The 22924-nt window shown below is 67.6% G+C and carries 25 protein-coding genes and 2 pseudogenes; 12 read left to right on the plus strand and 15 right to left on the minus strand.

Annotation, left to right across the window (positions count from 1 at the left end):
* Positions 1-25: 25 nt before the first annotated feature.
* Genes ACFU8Q_RS21170 through ACFU8Q_RS21190 form a run of 5 tightly spaced genes read right to left on the minus strand, consistent with a single transcriptional unit; the run spans position 26 to position 4853 of the window.
* A complete protein-coding gene (locus ACFU8Q_RS21170; RefSeq protein WP_384456073.1) occupies positions 26-727 on the minus strand; it encodes an HAD family hydrolase in 702 nt (233 codons plus the stop codon).
* Between the two features lie 31 nt (positions 728-758).
* On the minus strand, positions 759-1865 hold the full coding sequence (locus ACFU8Q_RS21175; RefSeq protein WP_384456139.1) for an ABC transporter ATP-binding protein: 1107 nt from the start codon (positions 1863-1865) through the stop codon (positions 759-761).
* Positions 1866-1876: 11 nt separating this feature from the next.
* Positions 1877-2719 carry an ABC transporter permease gene (locus ACFU8Q_RS21180; protein ID WP_384456076.1) on the minus strand — a complete coding sequence of 281 codons (843 nt, stop codon included), beginning with the start codon at positions 2717-2719 and terminating at the stop codon, positions 1877-1879.
* Entirely contained in the window at positions 2707-3687 is a 981-nt protein-coding gene (locus ACFU8Q_RS21185; protein WP_384456142.1) for an ABC transporter permease, read from the minus strand. The genes ACFU8Q_RS21180 and ACFU8Q_RS21185 overlap by 13 nt, the downstream gene beginning before the upstream one ends.
* 8 nt (positions 3688-3695) lie before the next feature.
* Entirely contained in the window at positions 3696-4853 is a 1158-nt protein-coding gene (locus ACFU8Q_RS21190) for an ABC transporter substrate-binding protein (RefSeq protein ID WP_384456079.1), read from the minus strand.
* Between the two features lie 296 nt (positions 4854-5149).
* Between ACFU8Q_RS21190 and ACFU8Q_RS21195 the strand changes: the two genes are divergently transcribed.
* Positions 5150-5890 (plus strand): GntR family transcriptional regulator, encoded by a 741-nt coding sequence (locus tag ACFU8Q_RS21195; RefSeq protein ID WP_384456082.1) that lies wholly within the window; start codon positions 5150-5152, stop codon positions 5888-5890.
* 324 nt (positions 5891-6214) lie between these two features.
* On the opposite strand, the gene ACFU8Q_RS21200 is transcribed toward ACFU8Q_RS21195, so the two are convergent.
* Positions 6215-6604 (minus strand): integrase core domain-containing protein, encoded by a 390-nt coding sequence (locus tag ACFU8Q_RS21200; RefSeq protein WP_384456085.1) that lies wholly within the window; start codon positions 6602-6604, stop codon positions 6215-6217.
* 53 nt (positions 6605-6657) lie between these two features.
* Here ACFU8Q_RS21200 and ACFU8Q_RS21205 point away from each other — a divergent pair.
* Positions 6658-6972, plus strand: a pseudogene (locus tag ACFU8Q_RS21205) (integrase); the annotation flags it as partial.
* Positions 6973-7115: 143 nt separating this feature from the next.
* Here ACFU8Q_RS21205 and ACFU8Q_RS21210 read toward each other — a convergent pair.
* Positions 7116-7493, minus strand: a pseudogene (locus tag ACFU8Q_RS21210) (CPCC family cysteine-rich protein); the annotation flags it as partial.
* A gap of 434 nt (positions 7494-7927) precedes the next feature.
* Here ACFU8Q_RS21210 and ACFU8Q_RS21215 point away from each other — a divergent pair.
* The 4 genes from ACFU8Q_RS21215 to ACFU8Q_RS21230 all read left to right on the plus strand — a co-directional run bounded on the left by ACFU8Q_RS21215 (position 7928) and on the right by ACFU8Q_RS21230 (position 11980).
* Complete coding sequence (locus tag ACFU8Q_RS21215) at positions 7928-10360, plus strand: lamin tail domain-containing protein (protein WP_384456088.1); 2433 nt, start codon at positions 7928-7930, stop codon at positions 10358-10360.
* A 225-nt stretch (positions 10361-10585) separates the two neighbouring features.
* The gene (locus tag ACFU8Q_RS21220) at positions 10586-10879 is read left to right on the plus strand and encodes a hypothetical protein (RefSeq protein WP_384456091.1); all 294 of its coding nucleotides are present in this window, start codon (positions 10586-10588) and stop codon (positions 10877-10879) included.
* A gap of 29 nt (positions 10880-10908) precedes the next feature.
* Positions 10909-11307, plus strand: a complete 399-nt coding sequence (locus ACFU8Q_RS21225) for a hypothetical protein (RefSeq protein ID WP_384456094.1) — start codon at positions 10909-10911, stop codon at positions 11305-11307.
* 106 nt (positions 11308-11413) lie between these two features.
* On the plus strand, positions 11414-11980 hold the full coding sequence (locus ACFU8Q_RS21230; RefSeq protein ID WP_384456097.1) for an IS5 family transposase: 567 nt from the start codon (positions 11414-11416) through the stop codon (positions 11978-11980).
* 334 nt (positions 11981-12314) lie between these two features.
* Here ACFU8Q_RS21230 and ACFU8Q_RS21235 read toward each other — a convergent pair whose 3' ends face one another.
* Positions 12315-12782, minus strand: coding sequence for a hypothetical protein (locus ACFU8Q_RS21235; protein WP_384456100.1), 468 nt, complete (start codon positions 12780-12782; stop codon positions 12315-12317).
* Between the two features lie 908 nt (positions 12783-13690).
* On the opposite strand from ACFU8Q_RS21235, the gene ACFU8Q_RS21240 reads away from it, so the two are divergent.
* Entirely contained in the window at positions 13691-13963 is a 273-nt protein-coding gene (locus tag ACFU8Q_RS21240; protein ID WP_384456103.1) for a DUF6225 family protein, read from the plus strand.
* Between the two features lie 135 nt (positions 13964-14098).
* On the opposite strand, the gene ACFU8Q_RS21245 is transcribed toward ACFU8Q_RS21240, so the two are convergent.
* Positions 14099-14272 (minus strand): hypothetical protein, encoded by a 174-nt coding sequence (locus tag ACFU8Q_RS21245; RefSeq protein WP_384456106.1) that lies wholly within the window; start codon positions 14270-14272, stop codon positions 14099-14101.
* Between the two features lie 247 nt (positions 14273-14519).
* On the opposite strand from ACFU8Q_RS21245, the gene istA reads away from it, so the two are divergent.
* The 3 genes from istA (at position 14520) to ACFU8Q_RS21260 (ending at position 17111) form a co-directional block, all read left to right on the plus strand.
* Positions 14520-15872 (plus strand): IS21 family transposase, encoded by a 1353-nt coding sequence (gene istA, locus ACFU8Q_RS21250; RefSeq protein WP_384456109.1) that lies wholly within the window; start codon positions 14520-14522, stop codon positions 15870-15872.
* Positions 15869-16639 carry an IS21-like element helper ATPase IstB gene (gene istB / locus ACFU8Q_RS21255; protein WP_384456112.1) on the plus strand — a complete coding sequence of 257 codons (771 nt, stop codon included), beginning with the start codon at positions 15869-15871 and terminating at the stop codon, positions 16637-16639. The genes istA and istB overlap by 4 nt, the downstream gene beginning before the upstream one ends.
* 64 nt (positions 16640-16703) lie before the next feature.
* Entirely contained in the window at positions 16704-17111 is a 408-nt protein-coding gene (locus ACFU8Q_RS21260) for a DUF6188 family protein (RefSeq protein ID WP_384456114.1), read from the plus strand.
* A 351-nt stretch (positions 17112-17462) separates the two neighbouring features.
* Here ACFU8Q_RS21260 and ACFU8Q_RS21265 read toward each other — a convergent pair whose 3' ends face one another.
* From ACFU8Q_RS21265 to ACFU8Q_RS21275, 3 genes are all read right to left on the minus strand, one after another.
* Positions 17463-18059, minus strand: coding sequence for a chloramphenicol phosphotransferase CPT family protein (locus tag ACFU8Q_RS21265; protein WP_384456117.1), 597 nt, complete (start codon positions 18057-18059; stop codon positions 17463-17465).
* A gap of 158 nt (positions 18060-18217) precedes the next feature.
* Positions 18218-18448 carry a hypothetical protein gene (locus ACFU8Q_RS21270; RefSeq protein WP_384456120.1) on the minus strand — a complete coding sequence of 77 codons (231 nt, stop codon included), beginning with the start codon at positions 18446-18448 and terminating at the stop codon, positions 18218-18220.
* A 214-nt stretch (positions 18449-18662) separates the two neighbouring features.
* Positions 18663-19082 (minus strand): TniQ family protein, encoded by a 420-nt coding sequence (locus ACFU8Q_RS21275; protein WP_384456123.1) that lies wholly within the window; start codon positions 19080-19082, stop codon positions 18663-18665.
* Between the two features lie 349 nt (positions 19083-19431).
* Here ACFU8Q_RS21275 and ACFU8Q_RS21280 point away from each other — a divergent pair, with 349 nt between their 5' ends.
* The gene (locus ACFU8Q_RS21280) at positions 19432-19806 is read left to right on the plus strand and encodes a hypothetical protein (protein ID WP_384456124.1); all 375 of its coding nucleotides are present in this window, start codon (positions 19432-19434) and stop codon (positions 19804-19806) included.
* A gap of 673 nt (positions 19807-20479) precedes the next feature.
* On the opposite strand, the gene ACFU8Q_RS21285 is transcribed toward ACFU8Q_RS21280, so the two are convergent.
* The 3 genes from ACFU8Q_RS21285 to ACFU8Q_RS21295 all read right to left on the minus strand — a co-directional run bounded on the left by ACFU8Q_RS21285 (position 20480) and on the right by ACFU8Q_RS21295 (position 22329).
* Complete coding sequence (locus ACFU8Q_RS21285; protein WP_384456128.1) at positions 20480-21322, minus strand: alpha/beta fold hydrolase; 843 nt, start codon at positions 21320-21322, stop codon at positions 20480-20482.
* Positions 21319-21912, minus strand: coding sequence for a TetR/AcrR family transcriptional regulator (locus tag ACFU8Q_RS21290; RefSeq protein WP_384456131.1), 594 nt, complete (start codon positions 21910-21912; stop codon positions 21319-21321). Before ACFU8Q_RS21290 ends, ACFU8Q_RS21285 begins: the two co-directional genes overlap by 4 nt.
* 69 nt (positions 21913-21981) lie before the next feature.
* Positions 21982-22329, minus strand: coding sequence for a hypothetical protein (locus tag ACFU8Q_RS21295; RefSeq protein ID WP_384456134.1), 348 nt, complete (start codon positions 22327-22329; stop codon positions 21982-21984).
* Positions 22330-22497: 168 nt separating this feature from the next.
* Between ACFU8Q_RS21295 and ACFU8Q_RS21300 the strand changes: the two genes are divergently transcribed.
* Positions 22498-22924 (plus strand): ABC transporter permease subunit (locus tag ACFU8Q_RS21300; RefSeq protein WP_384456136.1); only part of this gene is annotated, 427 nt, incomplete at its 3' end.

The raw sequence follows: 22924 nt of genomic DNA on the forward strand, positions 1-22924 counted from the left end.
CCCGGGTCCATCATGGGGTGATGTGTCAGGCGGTCCGGGGTGGCGGTCGGTCGGCCCCGGCCGCCAGATCCTGGAGCAGCGCCAGGTCGGCGTGGTCGAGGCCGGCGATGATGTGCCGCCCGGGCCCTGCCGGTACGGGGATCAGCGACGGCACCACCAGGATCGGGCAACCGGCCGCCTCCGCGGAGGCGGCGCCCACCGCGCTGTCCTCGACAGCAACACAGGCGCGCGGCGGCACCCCCAGTGCCGCGGCGGCGGCAAGGTAGGGGTCGGGGGCCGGCTTGGTGCGCGGGGTGTCCTCGACGGTGATCGTGATGTCGAACCGGTGTCGCCCGATGGTCGTCAGCACGGTGTCCACCACGGCGCGCGGGGAGGCGGATACCAGCGCGATGGGGATGTCCGCCTCGCGAAGCGCGTCCACCAATTCCAGGGCGCCGGGTCGCGGCACCACCTGCGTCGCGACCCGGTCCGCGAACTCTCTCAGGAGCTCGCCGGCGAGGTGCGCCACGGGTGCCCGCCCGCCGGTGGTGCGGTGCAGGTGGCCCGCGGTGTGCTCGACGGATCGGCCGAGTACGTCGGGTGTGTCAGCCTCCCCGAGGGCGTATCCGAGGCCGCAGGCGACCGACTCGACGGTGTCCCACCAGACCCACTCGGTGTCCACCAGGGTGCCGTCCATGTCGAAGAGGACGGCCTGCAGCCGGACTGGCTCGGTGGTGTGCGGAGGCAAGGATTACTCTTCCGGTTGAAGTGATGTGGCGTCAACGAACATTCCGTGAGGTGCGGCGGGAGTCCACCAACACCGGTCGGTCGGGGAGGGCCACGGAGACCGCCGCACCCGCGCCGAGCGCGGCCGCGTCGGGTGTGGACAGGTCGGCCTTGATCTCGGTGCCGTCGGCGAGCCGTACGATCAGCCGGGTCATCGCGCCCAGGAAGGTCGTCGCCACCACTCTCGCCCCGCCGTCGGCGTCGGACCGCACGGCAACGGCCTCGGGCCGCACCAGCACGTCCAGCTCGGCGCCCGCCGCCGCCCCGCCCGCCACCGGAAGCCGACGGCCCAGCACCTCGACCTTGCCCTCGCCGGCCGCGCGGCCGGGCAGCCGGTTCATGGTGCCGACGAACTCGGCGACGAACGCGGTTGCCGGGTACGCGTACAGCTCCTCGGGTGGGGCGCACTGCTCCAGCCGCCCGTCGCGCATCACCGCCACCCGATCGGCCATCGACAACGCCTCCTCCTGGTCATGGGTGACGAAGAGAGTGGTGATGCCGAGGTCCTGCTGGAGCCGGCGGATCTCCTCGCGCAGCGTCAGCCGTACCTTGGCGTCCAGTGCCGACAGCGGCTCGTCCAGGAGCAGCACCCGCGGCCGCAGCGCCAGCGCACGGGCCAGCGCGACGCGCTGCTGCTGGCCGCCCGACAATTGGTGCGGGTAGCGGTCGCCATGGTCAGGAAGGCCGACCAGCTCCAGCAGCTCCGCAGCGCGGGCCCGCCGCTCGGCCGCGCCCGCCTTGCGGATCCGCAGCCCGAAGGCGACGTTGTCGCGGGCATTGAGGTGCGGGAAGAGACTGTACGACTGGAAGACCATGCCTGCGTCGCGGCGGTGCGCCGGCACCCGGGTGACGTCACGGCCGTCCACCAGCACCTGCCCGGATTCGGGCTGCTCGAAGCCGGCGAGCATCCGCAACGCGGTGGTTTTTCCGCAGCCGGACGGGCCCAGCAGAGCGAGGAGTTCACCAGGCCGTACCGAGAGGCTCAGCCCGTCGAGAGCCATGGTGGTGCCGAAGGACCGGCGCAGTTCGACGAACTCCAGGGCGGCGCCGGTCTCCCGGGCCACTGTCGGGGTCCGGTCGGTCGAGCCGAGGTCGGTCATATGTGGATCGGTCATGCGGAGACGACCCCCTTCCGGGGAGTACGAGCGGTGCGGCGGCGTCCTCCGGCCGGCGCGAGTAGCAGCAGGAGCAGCCAGGTGAGCAGCAGGCTGAGCACCGACACGGCCACCGACAGCTGGGCGTCGGCGCCTGCGATCCCGGCGATCCACACCGCGAAGGGCTGGAAGCCGAGCAGCTGGGCGACGGTGAACTCGCCGAGGACCAGGGCGAAAGTGAGGAAGGACGCGGCCAGCAGCGGCGCCCGCAGGTTGGGCAGCACCACCTGCAGCACCGCCTGCGGCCATCCGGCGCCGCAGTTTCGGGCGGCCTCCACCAGGGTGCGTACGTCGATCGTGCTCAGCCCGGAATCCAGCGCCCGGTACACGAACGGCAGCGCCATCACCGTGTACGCGAGCACCAGCACCACGGGGAAGCCCGGGTTCTGGATGGCAACGAAGGTCGCGAAGAACGGGGTGCGCGCCAAGTGGTCGGGCGCCCACTTGAGGACGGTGCTGATCCCGGCTGTCAGCGCGACCGCGGGCACTACCAGCGGCAGCGAGCACACCACCTCGAGCACCGGGCGGAGCCGGGGCGCTCCCAGCCGTACCGCGAGCAGTGCGGGCACCACCAGGAGCAGTACCAGGGCGATGGTGGCGGCGGCCAGTTCGAGGGAGAGCAGCAGGCCGTCGCCGAAGCCGTCGGCGCCGAGGATGCGGGTGTACGCGCCCAGGGTGAGGCCCTGGCCGGGGACGTCCACGGTGAAGACCGCGGAGGCGGCCAGCGGCCCCAGGAAGTACAGTGCCGCGCCCGCGAGGACCAGGCCCCGCCAGACGCGCAGGCGGTTCAGTCGAGCCATCGGGCACTCCGTCGCTGTAGGGGTCGGTACACCGCCATCACCAGACCGGCCACCAGGACCATGTCCAGGCTGAGCGCGAGCGCCGTATTGGCCTGGCCGACCAGGACGTTGCCGGAGAGGGCGTCGGCGATCTGCAGGGTGACCAGCGGCACCGAGCTGCCGACCATGGCCGCGGCGGTCGCATACGCGGCGAAGGCGGTGCCGAAGAGCAGCACCAGGCCGCCGAGCAGCGACGGGGCCAGCACGGGCAGTGCAACGTACCGCCAGTACTGCCAGGTGGTGGCGCCATTGTTCTGCGCCGCCTCACGCCACTGGACGCGCAGGCCGTCGAGCGCGGGCACGACGGTGAGCACCATCAGCGGGATCAGGAAGTACAGGTACGTGATCACCAGGCCCCAGAAGCTGTACAGGCTCCAGCCGTGGTCGGTCAGGTGCAGGTGCTGTGTGATTACGCCGGCGTTGCCCAGGGTGGCGACGAAGGCGAAGGCGAGCGGCACCCCGCCGAAGTTGGCCAGTACCCCGGAGGCGGCGAGCACCGCCTCGCGCAGCGCCCGGAACCGGGCAGTGACCACGGCCTGCGCGATCAGCAGCCCGAGCACTGCGCCTGCACCTGCGGAGACGGCGGCGAGTTTCACGCTGCCGCCCAGTGCGGTCAGGTAGGCGCCGTGCAGCGAGGCGCTGAGGTTTGCGATGGTGTAGTGCGAGGCGCCTGTCGTCGGGTCCTGCGCGGTGAACGCGCCGTTCAGCATGGCCAGCGCGGGGACGCCGAAGCACAGCGCGGTGAAGGCAAACAGTGGTACGGCCGCGAGCGCGGCCGCCGAGCGACGGCGCGGTCGCGGGGACGGGCGGGAGAGTCGGGATGCGAGCCGGGGCCCGGGCGGAGCCGGTTCCGGGCCCCGCACCGTGGCGTTAGCCCCCCCGCCAACGGGCACGACAGCGGGGGAAACCGTGGCGGAGGAGTCGGCCATGGGCTGGGTCACCCGGCCACGGCCTTGCCCCAGCCCTGGGCCACGACCTGCTTGGCCTTGTCCAGCTGGGCGTCGGTCGGGAAGGAAGGGGTGCCGGTAACCGGGGGCAGATGGGCGGCGGACGTGCTGTCGACCGTGCCGCTCCGGGTCATCGAGGGCATGAGCGCCGGGCGGGCGTAGCCCTTCAGGAAGAGGTTCTGGCCCTCGGCGCTGTAGAGGTACTCCTGCCACAGCCGGGCGGCCGCCGGGTGCGGGGCGTCCTTGTTGATGGCCTGCGAGTAGTACTGGGCGTACTGGCCGTCGGTGGGGATGACCACCTTCCAGTCCACGCCCTTGATGCGGAACTCGTCGGCGTAGCCGGCGTTGAGGTAGTCCCAGTCGATGCTGATCGGGGTCTCGCCCTTCTCGACCGTGGCCGGGGTGGTCTCCACCGGGTTGTAGTTGCCGGCCTTCTTGAGTTTCGCGAAGAAGTCCAGGCCGGGCTGGATGTCGTCGAAGGAGCCCTTGTTCGCCAGGGCTGCGGCGAAGACGCCGCCGAAAGCGGAGCCGGACTTGGTCGGATTGCCGTTCATGGCGACCTGGCCCTTGTACTGCGGCTTCAGCAAGTCGGCGAAGGTCTGGGGGCACTCCTTGACGCGTTTGGCGTCGCAGCCGATCGAGACATAGCCGCCGTAGTCGTTGTACCAGCGGGCCTGGGTGTCGCGCTGCGTGGACGGGATGTCGTCGAAGGCCGTGACCCGGTACGGGGCGAGCAGCCCCTGCTGCGCTGCGCTGAGCGCGAACGACTGGCCCAGGTCCACCACGTCCGGGGCGCGGTCCTGACCCTTGCGCGAGGTGATGGCGTTGATCTCGTCCTGGCTGGCGCCGTCCGGGTTCTCGTCGTTCACCTTGATGCCGTACTTCTTGGTGAATCCGTCGATCACGGCGCCGTAGTTGGCCCAGTCGCGGGGCAGAGCGATGGCGTTGAGCACACCCTCCTTCTTGGCTGCCGCGACCAGTGCGTCCATACCACCGAGGTCCTGCGCCGAGGTGGCGGTGGCGGCGTGCTGGCCGCCCGTGCTGCCGGTCGCGACGGAGTCGGGTGCCGAGCCGCAGGCGCTGAGCGCGAGCGTGGCTGCGGTCAGCAATCCGGCAAGGCCGGCTGTTCGCACAGAGAGCAGGTTCACAAAGTCTCCCGAGGGTGCATGAGCCGCCCGGGAAAAGGATCGGGTGCTACCCAAACCCAGGCAACTTGTCCAAACAAGATGCCCCAATTAGGTCGGAGCGCGATGACCTTTCGATGAACGGAGAACAGATGCTCACTCTCGGTTTGAAGGCTCTTTGAGACGATGCGGGCCGCGCGGAAGTGCGGTCTCTGCTGTGTGCAGGACGAGCGTGCCCGGTGCGGCGGGATCGCCTACCCTGTGTGCACACGCCGGTGCCGCGCAGAGCGGAGACGGTATCGAGGATGAGGGGGCTGGGTGTGGCAGCACGGCACGAGCAGATCGCCGACGAGCTGAGGCTTGCGATCGACCGCGGCGACTACCCGATGGGGGGCCGGCTCCCGACCGAGGGTGAACTCGCCGAGCGGTACCAGGTATCCCGCGGCACCGTCCGCCAGGCGCTCGCAGCCCTGGTGGCCGAGGGGCTGGTCGGCTCACGACAGGGCACCCGACGGGTGGTGCTCGGCGCCCGCCGAAGCCAGAGCTTCACCGAACTGCGCAGCTTCGCCCAGTGGGCGCGGGCGGCCGGACACAACGCCACCGGAAGCGTCGTCGAGACCGCCCGGCGCCCGGCATCCCCCGAGGACGCGCTGCGCCTGCAACTCCCCTCCGGCGCAGAGGTGTTGTACGTCCTGCGGGTGCGTGGTCTGGACAGGCAGCCGGCCCTGCTGGAGCGCACCGTCTACGCCGACTGGATCGCGGACGCGGTCGAGCGCATCGAGCCCGACTGCGAGTCGGTCACCCAGCGGCTGCTCGACGAGGTGGGCGTGGTCTTCGCGCACGGCGAGCACGTCATCGACACACTTGCGGCGGGCACCCGCGACGCGGAACTGCTCGGCGTACGCCGCGGCAGCCCGCTGCTGCGGGTCCGCCGGGTCACCACCACCCACACCGGCCGCCCCGTGGAGTGGTCCGACGACCGCTACCGGCCGGGTACGGTCACCTTCCGCATCCACAACTCCATCGGTGTCAACCCGCTCGTCCGCCAGCCCGGCGAATGACCGCGACGTGGTCCTTCAGCGGCGAAAGCCGCCTGCGGCGTCCGCGGCTCCCTTCGGGCCTGCCCGCGGTTCTGCCCCATCACCCGTGCCTCGTCGCCCACGCCGCCGCCCACGCCCCACCGCGCCGAACTCGTCGTCGACGCGCTCGACATGGCCCGCTCCTCCTCGCCCTCCCAGACCCTGTGGGGCTCGTAAAGTCATCGCTGCTGGTGGGAGCCCGCGTGCAAGGCCCTCGGTGGTGGCTGGGATGCTGCACTGCGGATGCCGATTAATCATCCGCCCTGATCAGGCGGCATGTTGATACTCGCGAAGGGTTCCGCCGAGTCAGTCTCGTCGGCCGATCTCCAAGTGCTTGATCTGCCCTGGTTCGGCGGTCGGTGTGGGCAGCGGGCGGAGCGGAGCGGCTTGCCCCAGAGCCCGGTGGGGGCGATGGCCGTTGTAAAACGACTCGAACTCGCGCAGGGCGTGGAGTAGGTGCCGCTGGTCCCATATGAGGGTGCGGTCCAGCAGCTCACGTCGACAGGTTTGTATCCATCGCTCCGTGATCGAATTCATCCTCGGCATCCGGATACCGCTGAGGATGACCTCCAGCCCTGCCCCTGCCGATAACCTCATCCGCCCTGGTGGGAACCGGTGTACGGTGATCTTTGGGATGGCGGGCGCGGCGCCCTGCGTCGGCGCGCTCTGGCAGAGATGATGATCACCCGGCATCATGATCGGTCGAGCTACTGAGACTGGCGTACCTGGGCGTGACAAACGCGTTAGCGATGCTGCGACTGCTGCCGATGAGCGACCGGGACAAGGACGCGGAAATCCTGGCTCTACGCCATCAGACCACGGCGCTGGAACGGCAACTGGGCGGGCAGCGAGTGGCGAGCGACCGGGCGTTCCTGGCGGCGTTACTGCACCGTCTGCCATCCCGGGTGCTTCGCGGGGTGCGGTTGGTGGTACATCCGGACACGCTGCTGCGCTGGCACCGTGATCTGGTCGCCCGCCGCCACGCGGCCCGGTCTCGGCCCAAGCCCTCGGGACGGCCGCGGACCGTGCGCTCAATCCGGCTCCCGGTGTTGCGGCTCGCGCGGGCGGTGTTCGGCATAGCCACGGGGGTGGGCGAGGCAGCGAAGCGCTCTGGCAGGTGCCGAGAGGCGCGGTAGGTGAGGCAGGCTTCGAACCAGCGGCCTTGACCGCCGTTTGCCACCAATCTTGAGTCTTTTGCTCTGGCGACCGCGACATACTGCGCGTATCGGAGGCGTGCATCGGTGAGGCTGTCCGATCCGTTGGGACCGCCCCATACTTCGTCGGCGTTCAAGTCGTCCTGGCCGTCGTCTTCCCAGCCGCATTCGCGGCAGATCTCCCACTCGACGCGGGCTTCCAGGGTCGGGAGCTTGCAGCAGGGGCAGGCGTATGGACCCTCGCCCGCCGGGCATGCCTCGCGCAACTCTCCGGGTGTCATCACGCCTTGAGTGTCGCATTTCCTGCGACAGCAGCCGCGCGCAGCGGCATCACAGGCTGTCGAGGAGCGCGAGGATCTTGTCGGTGTGCTGGTAGCGGTCCGGGCGGTGACCGGTGCGGTGAGGGCGAGGGCCTTCTCCTTGATGGTCATGTCGGCGTGGACGTAGGCGCCGGTGGAGACTACACAGCGTGTGCGACTTCAAGAGTCCGATCGACTACAAACGCGAGTACTGGGCCGGCCTCACCGTGGGGTTGGCTGCATAGGAAGGACTCCACGATCCAAGGGGATTGACACAACGGCTTCTCTCCATCTGGGCATGAGGGCGACCCGCTCAACTTTATCGGCCGCCCGTCAGCGGTAATACGCTTGCGCACCCACCGCACCTGCCGTAAGTCACGATCCGACAACGAGGTAAATTCCGGCGAACAGTCGGGAAACGCTTGGCTTTTCACGTGTGAGACCGCTTGTTGTGTGCGTGTCTACGCGCGTATCTTGAGCCGACTTTCGATGCTTCTCCCTCAGAACCCGTACATCGCAAATCCATACCTGACGTCCGCAAGCACGTCCGCAAGAAAGAACTCACCATGTCGCCTTCCATACCCCCGGCCCTGCGCGGCCGACGTGCCACAGCCATTGCCATTGCTCTGCCCATCGGTCTCGCCGGGTCGCTCATCGCGCTGCCGTTCACTGCGCAGGCGACCGCGTCCTCGGACGCCGTCATCTCCGAGGTCTTCGGCGGCGGCGGGAACGCCGGTGCCAGTCTCACCAATGACTTCATCGAGCTCGGCAACGCCGGCGACGCCCCCTTCGACCTCACCGGCTGGTCGGTCCAGTACTTGAGCGGCTCGCCCACCGGCACCTCCAAGTGGCAGGTCACCGAGATCAAGGGAGCCATCCCGGCCGGTGGCAACTACCTCGTCGAGGAGGCCAAGGGCGCCGGCGGCGACACCGCGCTGCCCACCCCCGACGCGGCCGGCACCATCGGCATGTCAGCGAGCAGCGGCACCGTCGCGCTCGTCCACTCCACCACTCCGCTGACCTGCCTCACTGCCGCCGACTGCGCCGCGGACAGCAGCATCAAGGACCTGGTCGGCTTCGGCACCGCCGTCGTACGGGAGACCTCGCCCGCCACCGGCGCCGACAACACGCACTCGGTTCGCCGCGATGCCGCCTTCACCGACACGGACAACAACTCCGTCGACTTCTCCGGCTCGACGCCGAGCCCGCGCAACAGCGCCGGTACGGGAGGCGACGGTGGCGGGGACCCGTCTCCCACCCCCTCGCCCACCGACACCACCCCCGGTGACGTACGCATCCACGACATCCAGGGCGCCACGCGGCTCTCCCCGTACGCGGGCAAGAGCGTCACCAACGTCCCCGGCGTGGTCACCGCGGTCCGGGCCACCGGTACTTCGCGCGGCTTCTGGATCCAGGACACGAAGCCGGACAGCGACCCGGCCACCAGCGAGGGTGTCTTCGTTTTCACCGGCTCTTCCACCCCGCAGGTCAAGGTGGGCGACTCGGTACTGGTCTCCGCCAAGGTCACCGAGTACTACCCGGGCGGCAAGGCCTCCGGCTCGCAGTCCGTCACCGAGCTGAGCGGCCCGACGACCACCGTCCTGTCCTCCGGTAACGAGGTGCCCGAGCCCGAGGCGATCGACGCCAAGACGCTGCCCGAGGCCTACGCGCCGAACGCGGACGGCGGCAGCATCGAGCCCCTCGAGCTGGAGCCGTCCAAATACGCCCTGGACTGGTTCGAGTCCCGCGAGGGCATGCTGGTGCAGGTCAAGGACACCCGGGTGGTGGGTGCCACCAACAAGTACAACGAGACCTGGATCACCACCAAGCCCGGGCAGAACCCGACCCCCAGCGGCGGTACGGTTCTCACCGGCTACAACGACATGAACTCCGGTCGCCTGCTGGTCGGTTCGCTGACCGCTGACCAGCTCAAGGCCAATGTCGGTGACACTCTCACCGGTACGACGACCGGCCCGCTGGACTACGCCAACTTCGGTGGCTACAACATCCAGGCCACCACCGTCGGCACGGTCAAGTCCGGCGGCCTCAAGCCGGACGTGGCGAAGCCGGGCAAGGCCAACGAGCTCTCCGTCGCCACGTACAACGTGGAGAACCTTGCCCCGCAGAACCCGCAGAGCAAGTTCGACCAGCTGGCCCAGGGCATCGTCAAGAACCTCGCCGCCCCGGACGTCGTGAGCCTGGAGGAGATCCAGGACAACAACGGCGCCACGGACGACGGGACGGTCGCCGCCGACCAGACGCTCGCCAAGTTCACCGACGCCATCAAGAAGGCCGGCGGCCCGGCGTACGAGTGGCGCTCCATCGACCCGGAGAACAAGACCGACGGCGGCGATCCCGGCGGAAACATCCGTAACGTGTTCCTCTTCAACCCGAAGCGCGTCAGCTTCGTGGACCGTCCCGGCGGCGACGCCACCACCCCCGTCAAGGTCGTCGACAACGGCAAGAAGGGGATCACCCTGTCGGCCTCCCCCGGCCGTATCAACCCGACGTCCGATGCCTGGAAGAGCAGCCGCAAGCCGCTGGTCGGCGAGTTCACGTTCCAGGGCCAGCAGGTCTTCATCATCGGCAACCACTTCAACTCCAAGGGCGGCGACCAGCCGACCCACGGCGTCTTCCAGCCGCCGACGCTGGGCTCCCAGACGCAGCGCCTGTCCCAGGCCAAGGAGGTCAACGCCTTCGTCTCCAGCCTGCTCGCCAAGGACAAGAAGGCCAAGGCCGTCGTCCTCGGTGACATGAACGACTACCAGTTCTCCACGCCGCTCACCACGCTCACCCAGGGTGGTGTCCTCACCGACCTGATCAACAAGCTGCCGGTGGGCGAGCGGTACAGCTACGTCTACGACGGCAACTCGCAGACGCTGGACCACATCCTCGTCACCCCGGGGATCCACAACCCCGGGTACGAGCTGGTCCACGTCAATGCGGAGTTCTCCGACCAGACGAGCGACCACGACCCGCAGGTCGTTCGCATCAAGTAACGCGACGATCCCAGTGATCTGTGGCGTGCACGCGTTCGACGTGTGCACGCCACACGTGCGTTCAGGCCGCTCAGCGCGCCGTAAGCACTGAACCCGGGATGGGTGCGGATCCTTATGAAGGGAAAGGCGCGTGCCCGGACAATCCGGTGCCATCGAACGAGCACCCCGGGACCTGGCGGACGGCCCGTCCTCCTCGGCTACCGGGCCGTTTGCTTGGATCAGCGCATGACGGATTGGTCGACCCTGGAAGACGCGTGCGGCTCTGCCGAACACGTGCCGGAGCTGCTGGAGAGGTTCGCAGCAGACCCGGACCACGCCTGGTCGGAGCTCATGGATCATCTGTGTCCCCAGTTGGACACGGCGTTCTCGGCCAGCTTCGCGGCACTGCCGCGACTGGCACGGCTGGCGTCCTCCTGCGTCCCGGAGAAGCGGCAGAGCGTGCTGCTGGAAGCCGGGGCGATCATGGCGTGCGCTCCCACCCCGACCGGGACTGGCACGGCGCCTATGCACCTGCAATAGCAGAACTTCACCGGCTCGCCGACCAGGGCTTGCGCGCAGCCCGTGGCAACGAGAGCTACCTCTATCTGCTGCAGGCATTGCTGTCCTTCGAAGGCGTCGAGGTGTGGGACCGCTGCCTGGACGGGCTGTACGCCGGCGAGTACGAGGTCAGCTGTCCGTACTGCGGAGTGGACCTCTTCATCGTGATCAGCCCGCAGAGCGGCTTCTCCGTCACCGACGACTACTCGCTCAGGGAAGTGGAGAAGGCACCCCTCACGGCGATCCGCGCAACCGAACTGGATGGCCTGGGCAGGCGACTCCATGACCGGGCCAACGAAGACAGTCAGAAGCGAATAGCCCGTTGCCTGCTCTACCTGTTCGGACACGGCCAGTGCCCGGACTGCGCAACCGTGTTCTCCGTGCCGGACCGTGTCACCGCCAACTGGTGACATCGTTCAGCACCGCCGACGCACAACTCCCCAGCTCCACTCATCCCTGCAGAAAGGCTAACCATCCAGGACCCGAAGCAACCGACACATTGAACCGCCGACTTGTATGGGGGTAGCGGGGGACGAACCGGGGCAATCCGGCGCTGCGGAAACTGGCCGTCCGGCTGGAGGAGGTGGTCAGATCGGCGAGTGCCTGGGACGTTCCCGCGGCGGCTTCACCACCAAGATCCACCTCGCCGCCGAGGGACGATGCCGCCCCCTCGCCTTCGTCCTGACACCCGGACACTACGGTGACGGCCCGCAGCTCGAGAGCGTGTTGGAGCAGGTCTCCGTGCCCCGCACCGGATTCGAACGGCCCCGCACGCGCCCCGACCATGTCTTAACGGACAAGGCCTACACGTCCCGGAAGAACCGCCGTTACCTGCGACGACACGGAATCCGGCACACCATCCCCGAACGTCTCGACCAGCAAAGACACCGGCAGAACCGAGGTGCTCAATGCGGCCGACCCACCGGGTTCGACAGCGAACACTACAAGAAACGCAACACCGTCGAACGCACCATCAACCGGTTGAAGGGCTTCCGCGCGGTCGCCACCCGCTACGAGAAACGCGCCTACATCTACCTCGGCACCGTCACCCTCGCAGCCCTCGTGATCTGGCTACGAACATGATCCGAGAAACAGTGCCTAGCAACGTCGTTGCGCACGTCCCGCTAGTGTCGCCGTTTGGTTGGGCTGCTGAACGACGCCCTCGCACAGATCCCCGACGCTCACCGGTACGGCACCCAGATCCTGGTTCGCGCCGACAGCGCCGGATTCGGCATCCCACGACCCTGTCCCACAGATACCAAGTGATCCACCACCGGATGGTGTCCCGCCATGGGTGCAGCCGATCTTGCCGGTGACCTTCACCGTCGCTCGGCTGCGACTACGCGGGGGCGGCTACGCCTGCCAGGTCGCCCACTCCGAGTTCTTCAACACGGGGCGGCAACCGAAGGGTTTCGGATCACAACGACCCAGGCTGGGGCTCCTCGCCATCGTAGGCCGCCAGCGCAGCCTGGCGGCATTCCAACAGGTCGCCAAGGTCCTCGTGGGTCACGTGCTCCTGGGTCAGTGCCACCATGGCCCTGGCCTCGACCGAGGCCCAGGCGTGCCGGGCACGTTTGTTGGCGCGGCGCCTGGCGTCGCTGCGTAGGAAGCCCGCTCCCGCCGCGAACCCGGCAGAGGCCAGAGCGGCGAGGGCGGCGGGAACGCGCACGTCCGCCGAGGCCAGACCTGCCGCTCCCGCCGTGCCCGCGAGCAGGGCCGCGGGGAAACCGAGGGCGATGTCTGTCTTGGCCCAGAACTCGGCCCGACGGTAGGCGAGATTCCTCTGGTGCGTCGCCTCGTCTCTCAACCGCTCGATCTCGGCACGCAGGCGGTGCGCGAACCCGTCCGGGTTCAGGCGCGTGGTTCCATCAGAGGAAGTGGCCATAGAGGCATTCCAACACGCCCGCACCAGAATGTACTTGGCGAGCCCGGACAGCCTTCGGGCGCGGCGGACGTGAGCTTCCCACAATGGTGTGCCGCCAAGTCGTGTTGCGGTGGCAGGACATCACTGAACGCGGCATCCGTATCCATCACCGCACCTACGACCACGATCTGCTAGGCCCTTACCGGGGCCAGGACCCCGAAGTAGCGGCCCGGGCAGGGAAATGGGAAGCCCACACCAACCCGCACGACGTTCGCCAGATCTGGGTCCGGCTCCCCGACGGGAAGCTCTCCGAGATCCCGTGGATCCACCGTGAGCACGCCCACCATCCGTTTAACGACAGCACCTGGCAGTACCTCCAGACCATCACCTCTCATCGTACGGACCACGACCAGTACGAGGCGGACCTCGCCGAAGCCCTCGATCAGCTCATGCGCCGCGCCCATACCGGACACGCCACCTCCACCGAACAGCACCTGATCACCCGCGCCGCCCCGCCCGGACGTCCCTGCTCGCGAAGCGGACCCCAGACAGCCCGCAGCACCCGGACCAGACTTCCGATGAGACGGTTCCCGGAACAGACGACGACAGTCTCGACGACACGCCGGATGAGCCATCGAACCCGGACCAGGACACCGGTGAGGACGAGGACGGCCCGCCGAACGTCCCGCACACCGGGTACGGGTTCCGCCCGAAGACGAGCCCCTATGGGTCACCGCGCTGCGGCAGAAGAACGAACACCGGGCGCAGCGCCTGTTCAACCTCCCCGACGACTGGGATCTTCCCGACACCGGCTGACCGCGACCCGATTGCCCCGGTACGGTGACCCCTGTACCCCGGATCAGCGCTCTGGCCCGGGGTACAGCCGTATCCTCGCCAGGACCCCCAGCCTGGTCCTGCATCCTGAGCCCATGGCCGACACTTTCGATCACGCCCCGCAGGTGTGGAACGCCGCACAGCTCCGCGACGCGCTCAAAGACCTGCCCGACGACACCCCCATCCACATCGGTGTCGCGGAAGACCTCGGCGACTGCGACGGGTACCGGGAAGGCGTCCTCGTCGATGCCCACCGCGTGGAGAACTGGTGGCCGGCCACCTTCGACGCCCCGGAGCGCACCGAGACGGAGAAGGCGATCACCTTGTTCGCCGACTGGACGGCCAACGAGTACGACCTGCTCGGCTGAACCCCCGGACTGTCAGTACCCGCTGCAAGACTGGCATGGCGGGCTGCGATCATTCTGGACCGCAGGGCTGCCGCGCCATCCCACGACGTTCGCCCCGCCGACTCGTCTTCAAGGTGCTCCGCGCCGCGCTTGAGACTACATCTCAAGCCCTTTTCTGGAGCCCTCATGCCTGCCGATCACTCCCGCAAAGCAGCCATCCGCCAGCGCATGGCTGAGACCGGCGAGAGCTATCACCGCACCGCCAAAGCCGTTGATCACGAACGGCTCAAGGCTGTTCTGACGACTCCTCCGTGCGGTGTTCCAGGTCATGACTGGGGATGCGAGTCGTTGTCCCGAACTGGACCTTTTCAAGCACGACTGCTGGGGGTGTCGGCGTACACGTGAACGTCCCCAGCCTCGTACGGATGAAAAGGGACAGTTGCTGATGCGGTGAGACCTGTTGCTCCGCACTCTGCTGCTTGGTCGATACGGGCGGCGGAGGGGGCTGGCAGCGGTCTTGAATCCGCAGCGCTGGCTGGAGCTTCGGCGCTTTCGCGGCCTGCTGGAGTCCGGGGCGATGAGCCTGTCGGAAATCGCCAGGGAGACCGGGCTGGACCGCAAGACGGTCCGCAAGTACCTGTCGGCGCCGGGGCCGGCATCCCCTCCGCGTCGGTCGCCGAGCGGGCGGTCGCGGGCGAGGGTGATTGATGAGTTCGGGCCGCTGATCGACTCGATGCTCCGGGCCGAGGTTCTGATGAAGGCCGCGGTCATTCACGAGCGGCTGGTCCAGGAGTTCGGCTTCACCGGGAACTATCAGCGGGTCAAGCTCTATGTTCAGACGGCCCGGCCGAGGATCGCCGAGGAACTCGGGATCACGCCCAAGGAACTGGCGGGGATGCACCGCAGGTTCGAGGTGATTCCAGGGGCCCAAGCCCAGGTCGACTGGGGAGATGAGGGCAAGATCCTCGCCCACATGGGCATCGCGAAGGTCTACTCCTTCCACATGACGCTGTCGTACTCGCGGGACCCGTTCTGCTGCTTTACCACCAGCCAGGACCTGCAGACGTTCTTCGACTGCCACCGCCGGGCGTTCACGCACTTCGGCGGGGCGCCGATGACTATCGTCTACGACCGGACCAAAACAGTCGTCCGCCGGCACGTCGCCCCTGGTGAGGCGGTCCCGCTGCATCCGGAAGCGGTCGGCTTCGCCGGCCACTACGACTTCGATATCGACGTGCTGGCCGCCTACCGCCCGCAGGGCAAGGGCCGGGTTGAACGGCAGGTCCTGATCGTCCGCGACCACGTCCTGTCAGGCCGGTCGTTCTCCTCTGTCGAGGAGATGGACGCCGCTTTCACGGCCTGGGTGCCCGTGCGGCGGGCCCAGATCCACAAGACCCATCGGGAAGTCATCGCGGAGCGGGCGGCGCGGGATCACGCGGCTCTCAAGCCGCTGCCTCCGACTGCGTATCTGGTGGCCGAGCGGCAGCTGCGGCACGTCGGCAAGGACTGTCTGGTCGCCTTCGACGGCAACCTCTACTCGGTGCCGGCCCGCCGAGTCCGTGCTCGCCAGCTGGTCGAGATCCGGGCAACGAAGTCCCAGGTCATGCTGCATGCCACTCTCGCCGACCTCCACGGCAGCACGCTGCTGGCCACCCACCCCCGGGCCATCGGCCGCGGTGCCCGTGTCGTTGACGAGTCCCATTGGGACGGCCTGCCCCCCGGCAAGGGCCGCCGGACCACCACGGGCGACGTCCCGGTCCAGCCTCACCGCGAACAGCTGCGGGGCGAGGGATCTGGCCCGTTGCAGGCCCTGCTGAACCGAGCCGCAGCCACCCGCATCGAGGTCGGGCGCCGACCGTTGTCGGTCTATGACGAGCTGACCGGCACCCGGCCGTTCACCACCCATCGAGCGACGAAGGAATCCTCTTGAGTGAGCTGACCGGCAACCGCATCCGCACCGCGGCCGGGAAGCTCGGCCTGCCCCACCTCGCGGAAACCATCAACGAGTTCACCCGGCGGGCAGACGAGGCGAAGATGGGCTACCTCGACTTCCTCGACCTGGTCCTCTCCGAGGAACTGGCCGTCCGCGACGACCGCCGCTTCCGCCAGGGCCTGCGGCTCTCCCGGCTGCCGCACCACAAGACGCTCGATGAGTACGACTTCTCGTTCCAGCCCGACCTCGACCCGCGCAAGGTCAAAGACCTGGCCACCCTCTCATTCGTCGAGGCCAAAGCGAACGCCGCCCTGCTGGGGCCGCCCGGGGTCGGCAAGACACACATCGCCGTCGCCCTGGCCGTCGCGGCCTGCCGGGCCGGCTACTCGGTTTACTTCACCAGCCTCGATGACATGGTCCGCAACCTCAAAGCTGCCGAAGCAGCCGGGCGCCTGGCCAATAAGCTGGGCACTTACCTGCGGCCGGGTGTTCTTGTGGTCGACGAGGTGGGCTACGAGATCCTCGAACGCGGAGAAGCGAACCTGGTCTTCCAGGTCATCTCAAAGCGGTATGAAAAAGGCTCGATCATCCTGACCTCGAACAAGACCTTCAGTGAATGGGGGCAGGCGTTCGGCGACGAAGTCCTCGCCACCGCCATCCTCGACCGCCTCCTGCACCACTGCGACGTGATCTCCATCAACGGCCCCAGCTACCGCTTGAAGAACCGCCTCAAGGCTATCGAGCGAGACATCGAAGTGGCCTGACAGGCACGATATTTCCCTGGACCACCATGATGCGGTGGGCCAGGGTGCAGGAGTGAGCACTGACATGAATCCGGTCGAACACTCTGACCGGTGGGTCCTGAACCTCCGAGGCCGTCGCGTTGCCAAGGTCACCATCGCCCCCTATTTGGCGCTGTCCCTCGACTCGGGATGGGAGGTCGTGGTGGAACCCCCGGCCCTCCTCTCGCACGGATCGGTCCGCATAAATCCCGGTGTTCCTCTGGCCCCGGCCTCGCGGAGCATGGCCTCCCAACTGCTCGGGACGTCGGTCTTGTCCGCAGTCGCATTCAAGTCCGGCGCTCTGAGGATGGTCTTCGACGCCGGCCTGCACCTGAACTGCTCAGACGGCTCGTCGGGGGCGGCGTGGGAGATCGCCGGACCACAGGGATGGCCCTTCACGTCGGTCCCCGGCAACGGTCTCGCGGTCTCGCCCGGCCGAGCAGAGACGCAGTGAGAGTTCACTCAGTCTGACAATTCGTGCGCTCACGTCTTAAGGACTGAGCGACCGAAGTGGCCTGGCGCCTGGGGACGTTCGCGTGTATGCGGATGGGGAGTTAAGGCCGTACGCCGACAGTGACCTGCCGCTTCTCGTGAAGTCTCACGCCGTGTCCATCCGTTCAGTCTCACGATCGTGTCCAAATCCTCGGCATGGTCGCCGGGCGCAAGTTGTCCTGTCGGAGCGAAGTGGACTGTGGATCTTGCGCTGAGCTGTGGGTTTGCCAGTTGGGGTGAGAATGGCATGGCTCAGGATTCTCACTGCACCTGGTTTCTGTGGAAGTCCAGCGTGGCATGAGCGCGTTTGGCCCTAGCCGAAGAGGCTGTGCTTCGCCGTCGGCGGTTCTTGACTGTTCGTCAGATACCGTCGTCGGAGGCGGGTGAAGGCGGTGGGGTTGGGGCGGTGCGGGAGGAGCTCCTTGATGCGCTGTGCGCATTCGCGGGGGCTTGCCGTGCTGGTGTCGCACTCCACGTCGTAGTCGCCGTGGGCGTGGACCAGGTCGTATTGGTGCGCCGCGAGGCCCGGCGGGCGGTCGCCCCGGGCCAGCTCGCGGCGGGCCACCTCGTCCAGCGGGCAGCGGACGCCGACAAACAGTACGTCCTCGGGCGGCAGCACCGTCAGGCAGTCGAGCAGTCGCCACGGCTCGCTCAGCACATGGTCGACCACGATGTCGTTGCCCACCTCGGCCATGGCCGCAATCGAGCGGTGGAAGCCCATCCTGGTCCGCCGCAGCGCGGCGTCGAGTTCCTCCGCCCCGAGCTCCCGCTTGCTGCGCATCGCGTTGAAGCTGTCGACCGCCAGGTGGAAGAAGACGCCGTCATCCAGGCTGTCCAGAAGCTCCCGGGCGATGCTCGATTTCCCTGAACTGGAGGTGCCATTGAGGAAGATGATCCGACCAGATGTCATGTCGGCAGGGTCACATGGTGCCGTTCCGGCTCCGCGTTGAGGGGATCTCCAGTAGATCTCGACGCCCGGCAAGGCGGCAGTCCTGGAAGCCGTGGGCTCGCAGGCTGTGAGCCAACAGGGGGAAATGGCAGCGAGCCTGTCGCTTGTCCGAAGGCTGATCAATCGGGTGCCTGGGCTACGAAGGGTTTACAGAAGCGCTGGTAGAGCGGGTCCTGGGTTCCGAAGGTGGTGTAGATCCGGGCGAGTCGTCGGCTCAGTTCCGCTGTCGTGGCGATGCAGAGCTCCTTGGGATCGATGGTGTGGGTGGGAGGGTCGAGGATCAGGTTCGCCAGCACCGCGATCTCGGGGAAGGCCGCGAGGTGGTGGCGGTCCTCGGCGGGGATCCTCATGCTGGCGGGGTGCCTCTCGACGCGATCGAGACGGTCGGTCCATTCGCTGGCGAGTCGATCGGCATGCCGGAGAAAGACCACTCCTCGACGATCTTCGCGCAAGGCCGAGAGCCTGTCCGAGGTGCCGGTGGCGGCGGACGAGTTGATCGAGTCGTCGCTGAGCTGGGATGACTTCCGGCAGATGCGTGAGCGGGATGTCGTGGGTCGAGCGGGTTCAGCGTTGGTGGCGCCGGCACAGGTGCTGGTGAGCGGGCAGGATGAGAATCACCAGGGATGCCGTGGGGCTGCGGCGGGCTGTGCAGCATCGGCAGGGACGGCCGATCACCCGGTGTGGTCGGGGCTGCGGGCCGTTGGGGTTGAGGAAGTCCGCGAGTGCGGGCAGGGCCCTGGCAAGCTCGGTCACTGGGCGTCCGGCGAGGGTGGCCAGGCCGTGCGGTGAGTGGGGAGTCCAGGTGGCTGTGGTGTCGCTGAGCGGGGAGAACTCTGGGGGAAGGTGGCCCAGCAGTCGGGCGAGGACGCCTGCGGGTCGGCTGTTCGCGATGGCCAGGCGGTGCAGGTAGGAGCCGAGCGTCTCGTTGTGGACGGGGCCGGGAGAGACGGGCAGCGAGCGGAGTTGGTCAGTCTGCGTCGGCATCCGGCCGACCGTGAGATTCCGACACGGAAAATGAGATCCCACAATACCGTGAAGGATCTCGCCGCCTGTGGCATAGCCCGATGCTTCTACCTGCGGATTTTCGCGGTGTCTCACGACCGTTGGCATGCCTTCTGTCTCACGGGCATGACATTTCCTCGGGCACTGACCACGGTTCCGCAACTAGCGCCCCGGGGTGGCTTGTCGATTCTCAGGTGAAGCTTGACGATTCGGCGTCGGGTCATGCTTGACGTCTGACCTAGGCGATCTCATCCCACAGGGCGACTTCGTCTCGCTGTTCGAAAGTCCCTGACCCGTTCGGCGGTCCTCGAAGTGACAGTAGGGTTCCCGCATGGCAGAGGCGGAGATGGCCCGACGGGCACCCAGACAGCTCACCGAAATGCGCGACGTGTACGACCTCCTGGAGGAGGTGCGACTGCGCCCGGGGATGTGGGTGCGAGGTAGTTCGCTGCAGCATCTGGATTCCGTGCTGTTCGGCTATCACGTGGCTTTGAGGGTTCACAGCGCCAAGGAAGAGCTTGACTTCCGGCAGGGCGGCCCGTTCGCCAACTGGCTGTGGCCGCGGCTGGGGTATGAGTACGAAAGCTCGCTGGGCTGGGCGGTGGAGATCGAGCGGGTGGCCGGGGCCACGGACCGACCCGCGATCGAGCTGTTCTTTGAGCTGCTCGATGAGTTCCGTGCCGAACAGGGCCAGCCGGGGGCCTAGTCGGTGGCCGGCCAGTCTCAGAATCGTGTCCTATTGGACTTCACTTGGGCAGGGGTGACTCGCAGGAGCTTTTCGATGCTGGTGGCGCTGATCAGGAACGATCTTCGAGGACCTGACCGTTCTGACGACGCACGCTCACAGTCGCAGCGATGTCCACCGCACCCCCAGCCCACGAGTCACTGCCCATGTATGCCAGCGACCGCTCCTCGCGTGGAGCGGTCGCTCCTTACGCCACCCGGAAGAGTGAACACTCCGAGCTGCGAGTCTCACGATGGCTGCATAAATGCCACCCATATGCAGCTGGCCCTGAGATTATGTAGCTGGATTTGAGACCCTACACAGGGTGTATGGTCTCGCGGCTCGTGTCGGACGCTCGGTGTCTCAGCTTCGTGTCGGAAATCGCCGTTGGCGCGGACCGGCGACGACGGCGCGAACCGCTGAACTGCGGTGTCTCGCAGCAATGTCGGATCCGACTTCCATCCGACATCGACCGTGAGATTCCGACACGGAAAATGAGATCCCACAAGTGTAGGTTCTCCGGTTCGCTGTCATATGGCGATGCTGTGACCTGCTGTTCTCCCTCCTGTCTCAGGCAGTGACGGATGAGTTGAGTCTCAGGATCGTGTCACTTTCTTCGACCGCCTCCGACGGAGTCGACCAGGTCATGCGCGATTCAGATCGAGGCTCCGAGGGACTTCCGCAGGAGCTCGCCGAACTCTGCGGGGTGCGTGGTCAGTCCGATGTGCCCGCCGGGGAAGTGCTGGAGCTCCGTGCCGAGACGCTCGGCCAGGAAAACTGCCGAGCGGTAGGGCAGCTCACCGCGTGAGTCCTGGCCACCGGCGATCACGAGCCGGTCCGACAGCCCCTCCAGCCGACGGATGTCCGGCGCGTAGGACATGAAGCTGGGCACGATCCGCCCGACGAAGTACGGCAGGTCGGCCATCGTCTGCTCGGCCCGCGCCGCTGCTTGGGGCGGAAGCTTGAGCTCGGCCTCCGGCTCGGTGGTGTCGCCGTCCTTCTTGAGGCCCGCAGCGAACATGGCTATCGCCGGCATGAGCCCTTGGGTGCGGAACGTGTCTTGCACGTGTGCGATGAGTGCGCGGTGTTCAGCCGCGTCCGGCAGGACCTCCACTACTGGCGGCTCGTGCGCCACAACGCGTGCGATGCGTTCGGGGTGGGCGGTGAGCAGGTGCAGGGCGGCGATCGCGCCCGAACTGGCGCCGAATACTCGGGCGGCCTCGCCAGGCGACAGCAGTTCCAGCACCCGGAACGCGTCATCGGCGTGCTCGGCCACTTGCTGCTCGGCGTCGGGGTCGTCCAGCGTGCTGCGGGACATACCGCGCGGGTCGTAGGTCGCGACTGTGTATTCGGTGGCTAGGTCGTCGGCGATGCCGTCGAAGGATGCCGCGCCGCCCGTCCCTCCGGGGATCAACAGCAGGAGCGGGCCCTGGCCTCGCACTTCGTAGTGCAGGGTCGCGCCGTTCACACGCAGGCTGCCGATGGTCGGGTCGGTCATGAGGAGTCTCCTTCTCGGGATGGGGGCCAGTGCTCCAGGAGGGTGTGCAGGGCGTCGAGCGCGCGGATCCAGGACTGCTGCGGCGAACGCTTGTGCGCGAAGCCGCCCGCTGCTTCCAGGGCGACGAACCCGTGGAACGTGCTGCGCAGCAACCGGACCGCGTCGGTCAGGTCCGGCTCGGCCAGTCCGTAGCCGCGCAGCATGCCGTAGGTCAGCTCGACCGCGCGCCGTGGTCCGGGCGCTTTTGCGGCCAGCTCGGGGTCGATCTGGATCGGGGTCTGCGTTGCCATGTAGCGGCCCGGATGCTTGTGGGCGTACTCCCGCCAGGCATTCGCAAACGCGATGAGCGCGTCCTTGCCTGCTCGCCCGGCAGTCGCCTCCGCGATGAGGATGGTCTTCTCGTCCGCTGCCAGCAGCGCGATCCGACCGCGCAGATCCTCCAGGCTGCGGACGTGCGTGTAGAGGCTCGCGTCCTTCACACCCAGCCGCCGCGCCACCTGCGACATGGTCACCTGGTCGAGCCCAACGTCGTCCGCCAGCTCTGCGCCCGCGATGGTCACCCGCTCCGCTGTCAGCCCGGCCCGCACCATGCACCCTCCTAAGATCCTTGAGGTTCTAGTTTTAGCCTAGGGATCCTAGGAAACCAATCGGGGGCGCGATCAGTCGGCCCGGTCTGCCGCCCGGAGGGCGGCGTCGTGGGAGGCTCCGCCGCGGGGTCGGAGGGGGATCTTGTGGGTGTGGGCCCATCTCGCCATGTTCGCGGTGCTCATGCCCTTCTCCTGGGCGAGGTCGGGCAGGGTCCGGCGGTGGTGAACGTACTGTTGGATGAGCCAGTCGCGGTCGATGGTTCCGCGGGGCTTGTAGTCCTGCGGGCCGTCGCGGAGTGGGATGCCGTACTCGCGTGCAAGGTCGGTCAGAACCCTGCGGGAGAAGCCGGTGAGTGCGGCGATCTGCTGCAGAGAGCGGTGTTCGTCGAGGTAGAGGCCGGTGAAGGTCTCTTTCGGCACTTCCCGTCGTGCTGTGAAGCGAATGTGCCCTGTGGCTCTGGCCGCGGTCTTCGTCGGTGGAAGTGCGGGGGCGGGCTGTTCGTCCAAGGCGAGTCGGACGGCTTCGATGCTGGTGCCGAGGATCTGGGCAGCGCGGGGGTGTCCCCGGCCATTCCGGCGACCGGTCTGTTGCTGCTGCTGCTGTTCGTCAGCACGCTCGACCTTCTGCCGTTCACCACCAACGAGATCGCCTCGCCGGTCGGCGCCACGGGTCCGGCCGGGTGGTTCCTCAACTACCCGCTGCTGTGGGTTGCGTTGGCCGTGTTGTTCAGCGCGCAGTACATCCGCTTCACCCGCAGCAACATGTTGGAGACCTTCGGCGAGGACTTCATGCGCACCGCGCGTTCGAAGGGCCTGTCCCGGCGGCGCATCGTGACAGCGTGCCGAGCGGCAGGATCGCGTGCCATCACGCCGATGCCGCCGCCGAGGCATTGGCCACGACGACCCGGCGAGCCCATTGAAATGTCGTTGGCGGTCGCGACCGTCGGTGGGGCCTCGATGATGAACCACGACGTTGCCCGGCTCACCGGGGTCGCCGACCGGCCGGGTCCGGCCG

Origin of the sequence: Streptomyces sp. NPDC057543 (assembly GCF_042801895.1) — a bacterium.
In the GTDB taxonomy this organism is placed as follows: Bacteria; Actinomycetota; Actinomycetes; order Streptomycetales; family Streptomycetaceae; genus Streptomyces.

Coding starts and splice junctions, on each gene's coding strand:
- ACFU8Q_RS21175 (WP_384456139.1), bottom strand. CDS start 1,865: ATGACCGACCTCGGCTCGACCGACCGGACCCCGACAGTGGCCCGGGAG.
- ACFU8Q_RS21180 (WP_384456076.1), bottom strand. CDS start 2,719: ATGGCTCGACTGAACCGCCTGCGCGTCTGGCGGGGCCTGGTCCTCGCG.
- ACFU8Q_RS21185 (WP_384456142.1), bottom strand. CDS start 3,687: ATGGCCGACTCCTCCGCCACGGTTTCCCCCGCTGTCGTGCCCGTTGGC.
- ACFU8Q_RS21200 (WP_384456085.1), bottom strand. CDS start 6,604: ATGATGCCGGGTGATCATCATCTCTGCCAGAGCGCGCCGACGCAGGGC.
- ACFU8Q_RS21215 (WP_384456088.1), top strand. CDS start 7,928: ATGTCGCCTTCCATACCCCCGGCCCTGCGCGGCCGACGTGCCACAGCC.
- ACFU8Q_RS21220 (WP_384456091.1), top strand. CDS start 10,586: ATGACGGATTGGTCGACCCTGGAAGACGCGTGCGGCTCTGCCGAACAC.
- ACFU8Q_RS21230 (WP_384456097.1), top strand. CDS start 11,414: ATGGGGGTAGCGGGGGACGAACCGGGGCAATCCGGCGCTGCGGAAACT.
- ACFU8Q_RS21235 (WP_384456100.1), bottom strand. CDS start 12,782: ATGGCCACTTCCTCTGATGGAACCACGCGCCTGAACCCGGACGGGTTC.
- ACFU8Q_RS21240 (WP_384456103.1), top strand. CDS start 13,691: ATGGCCGACACTTTCGATCACGCCCCGCAGGTGTGGAACGCCGCACAG.
- ACFU8Q_RS21245 (WP_384456106.1), bottom strand. CDS start 14,272: ATGACCTGGAACACCGCACGGAGGAGTCGTCAGAACAGCCTTGAGCCG.
- istA (WP_384456109.1), top strand. CDS start 14,520: ATGAGCCTGTCGGAAATCGCCAGGGAGACCGGGCTGGACCGCAAGACG.
- ACFU8Q_RS21260 (WP_384456114.1), top strand. CDS start 16,704: ATGAATCCGGTCGAACACTCTGACCGGTGGGTCCTGAACCTCCGAGGC.
- ACFU8Q_RS21265 (WP_384456117.1), bottom strand. CDS start 18,059: ATGACATCTGGTCGGATCATCTTCCTCAATGGCACCTCCAGTTCAGGG.
- ACFU8Q_RS21270 (WP_384456120.1), bottom strand. CDS start 18,448: ATGAGGATCCCCGCCGAGGACCGCCACCACCTCGCGGCCTTCCCCGAG.
- ACFU8Q_RS21275 (WP_384456123.1), bottom strand. CDS start 19,082: ATGCCGACGCAGACTGACCAACTCCGCTCGCTGCCCGTCTCTCCCGGC.
- ACFU8Q_RS21280 (WP_384456124.1), top strand. CDS start 19,432: ATGGCAGAGGCGGAGATGGCCCGACGGGCACCCAGACAGCTCACCGAA.
- ACFU8Q_RS21285 (WP_384456128.1), bottom strand. CDS start 21,322: ATGACCGACCCGACCATCGGCAGCCTGCGTGTGAACGGCGCGACCCTG.
- ACFU8Q_RS21290 (WP_384456131.1), bottom strand. CDS start 21,912: ATGGTGCGGGCCGGGCTGACAGCGGAGCGGGTGACCATCGCGGGCGCA.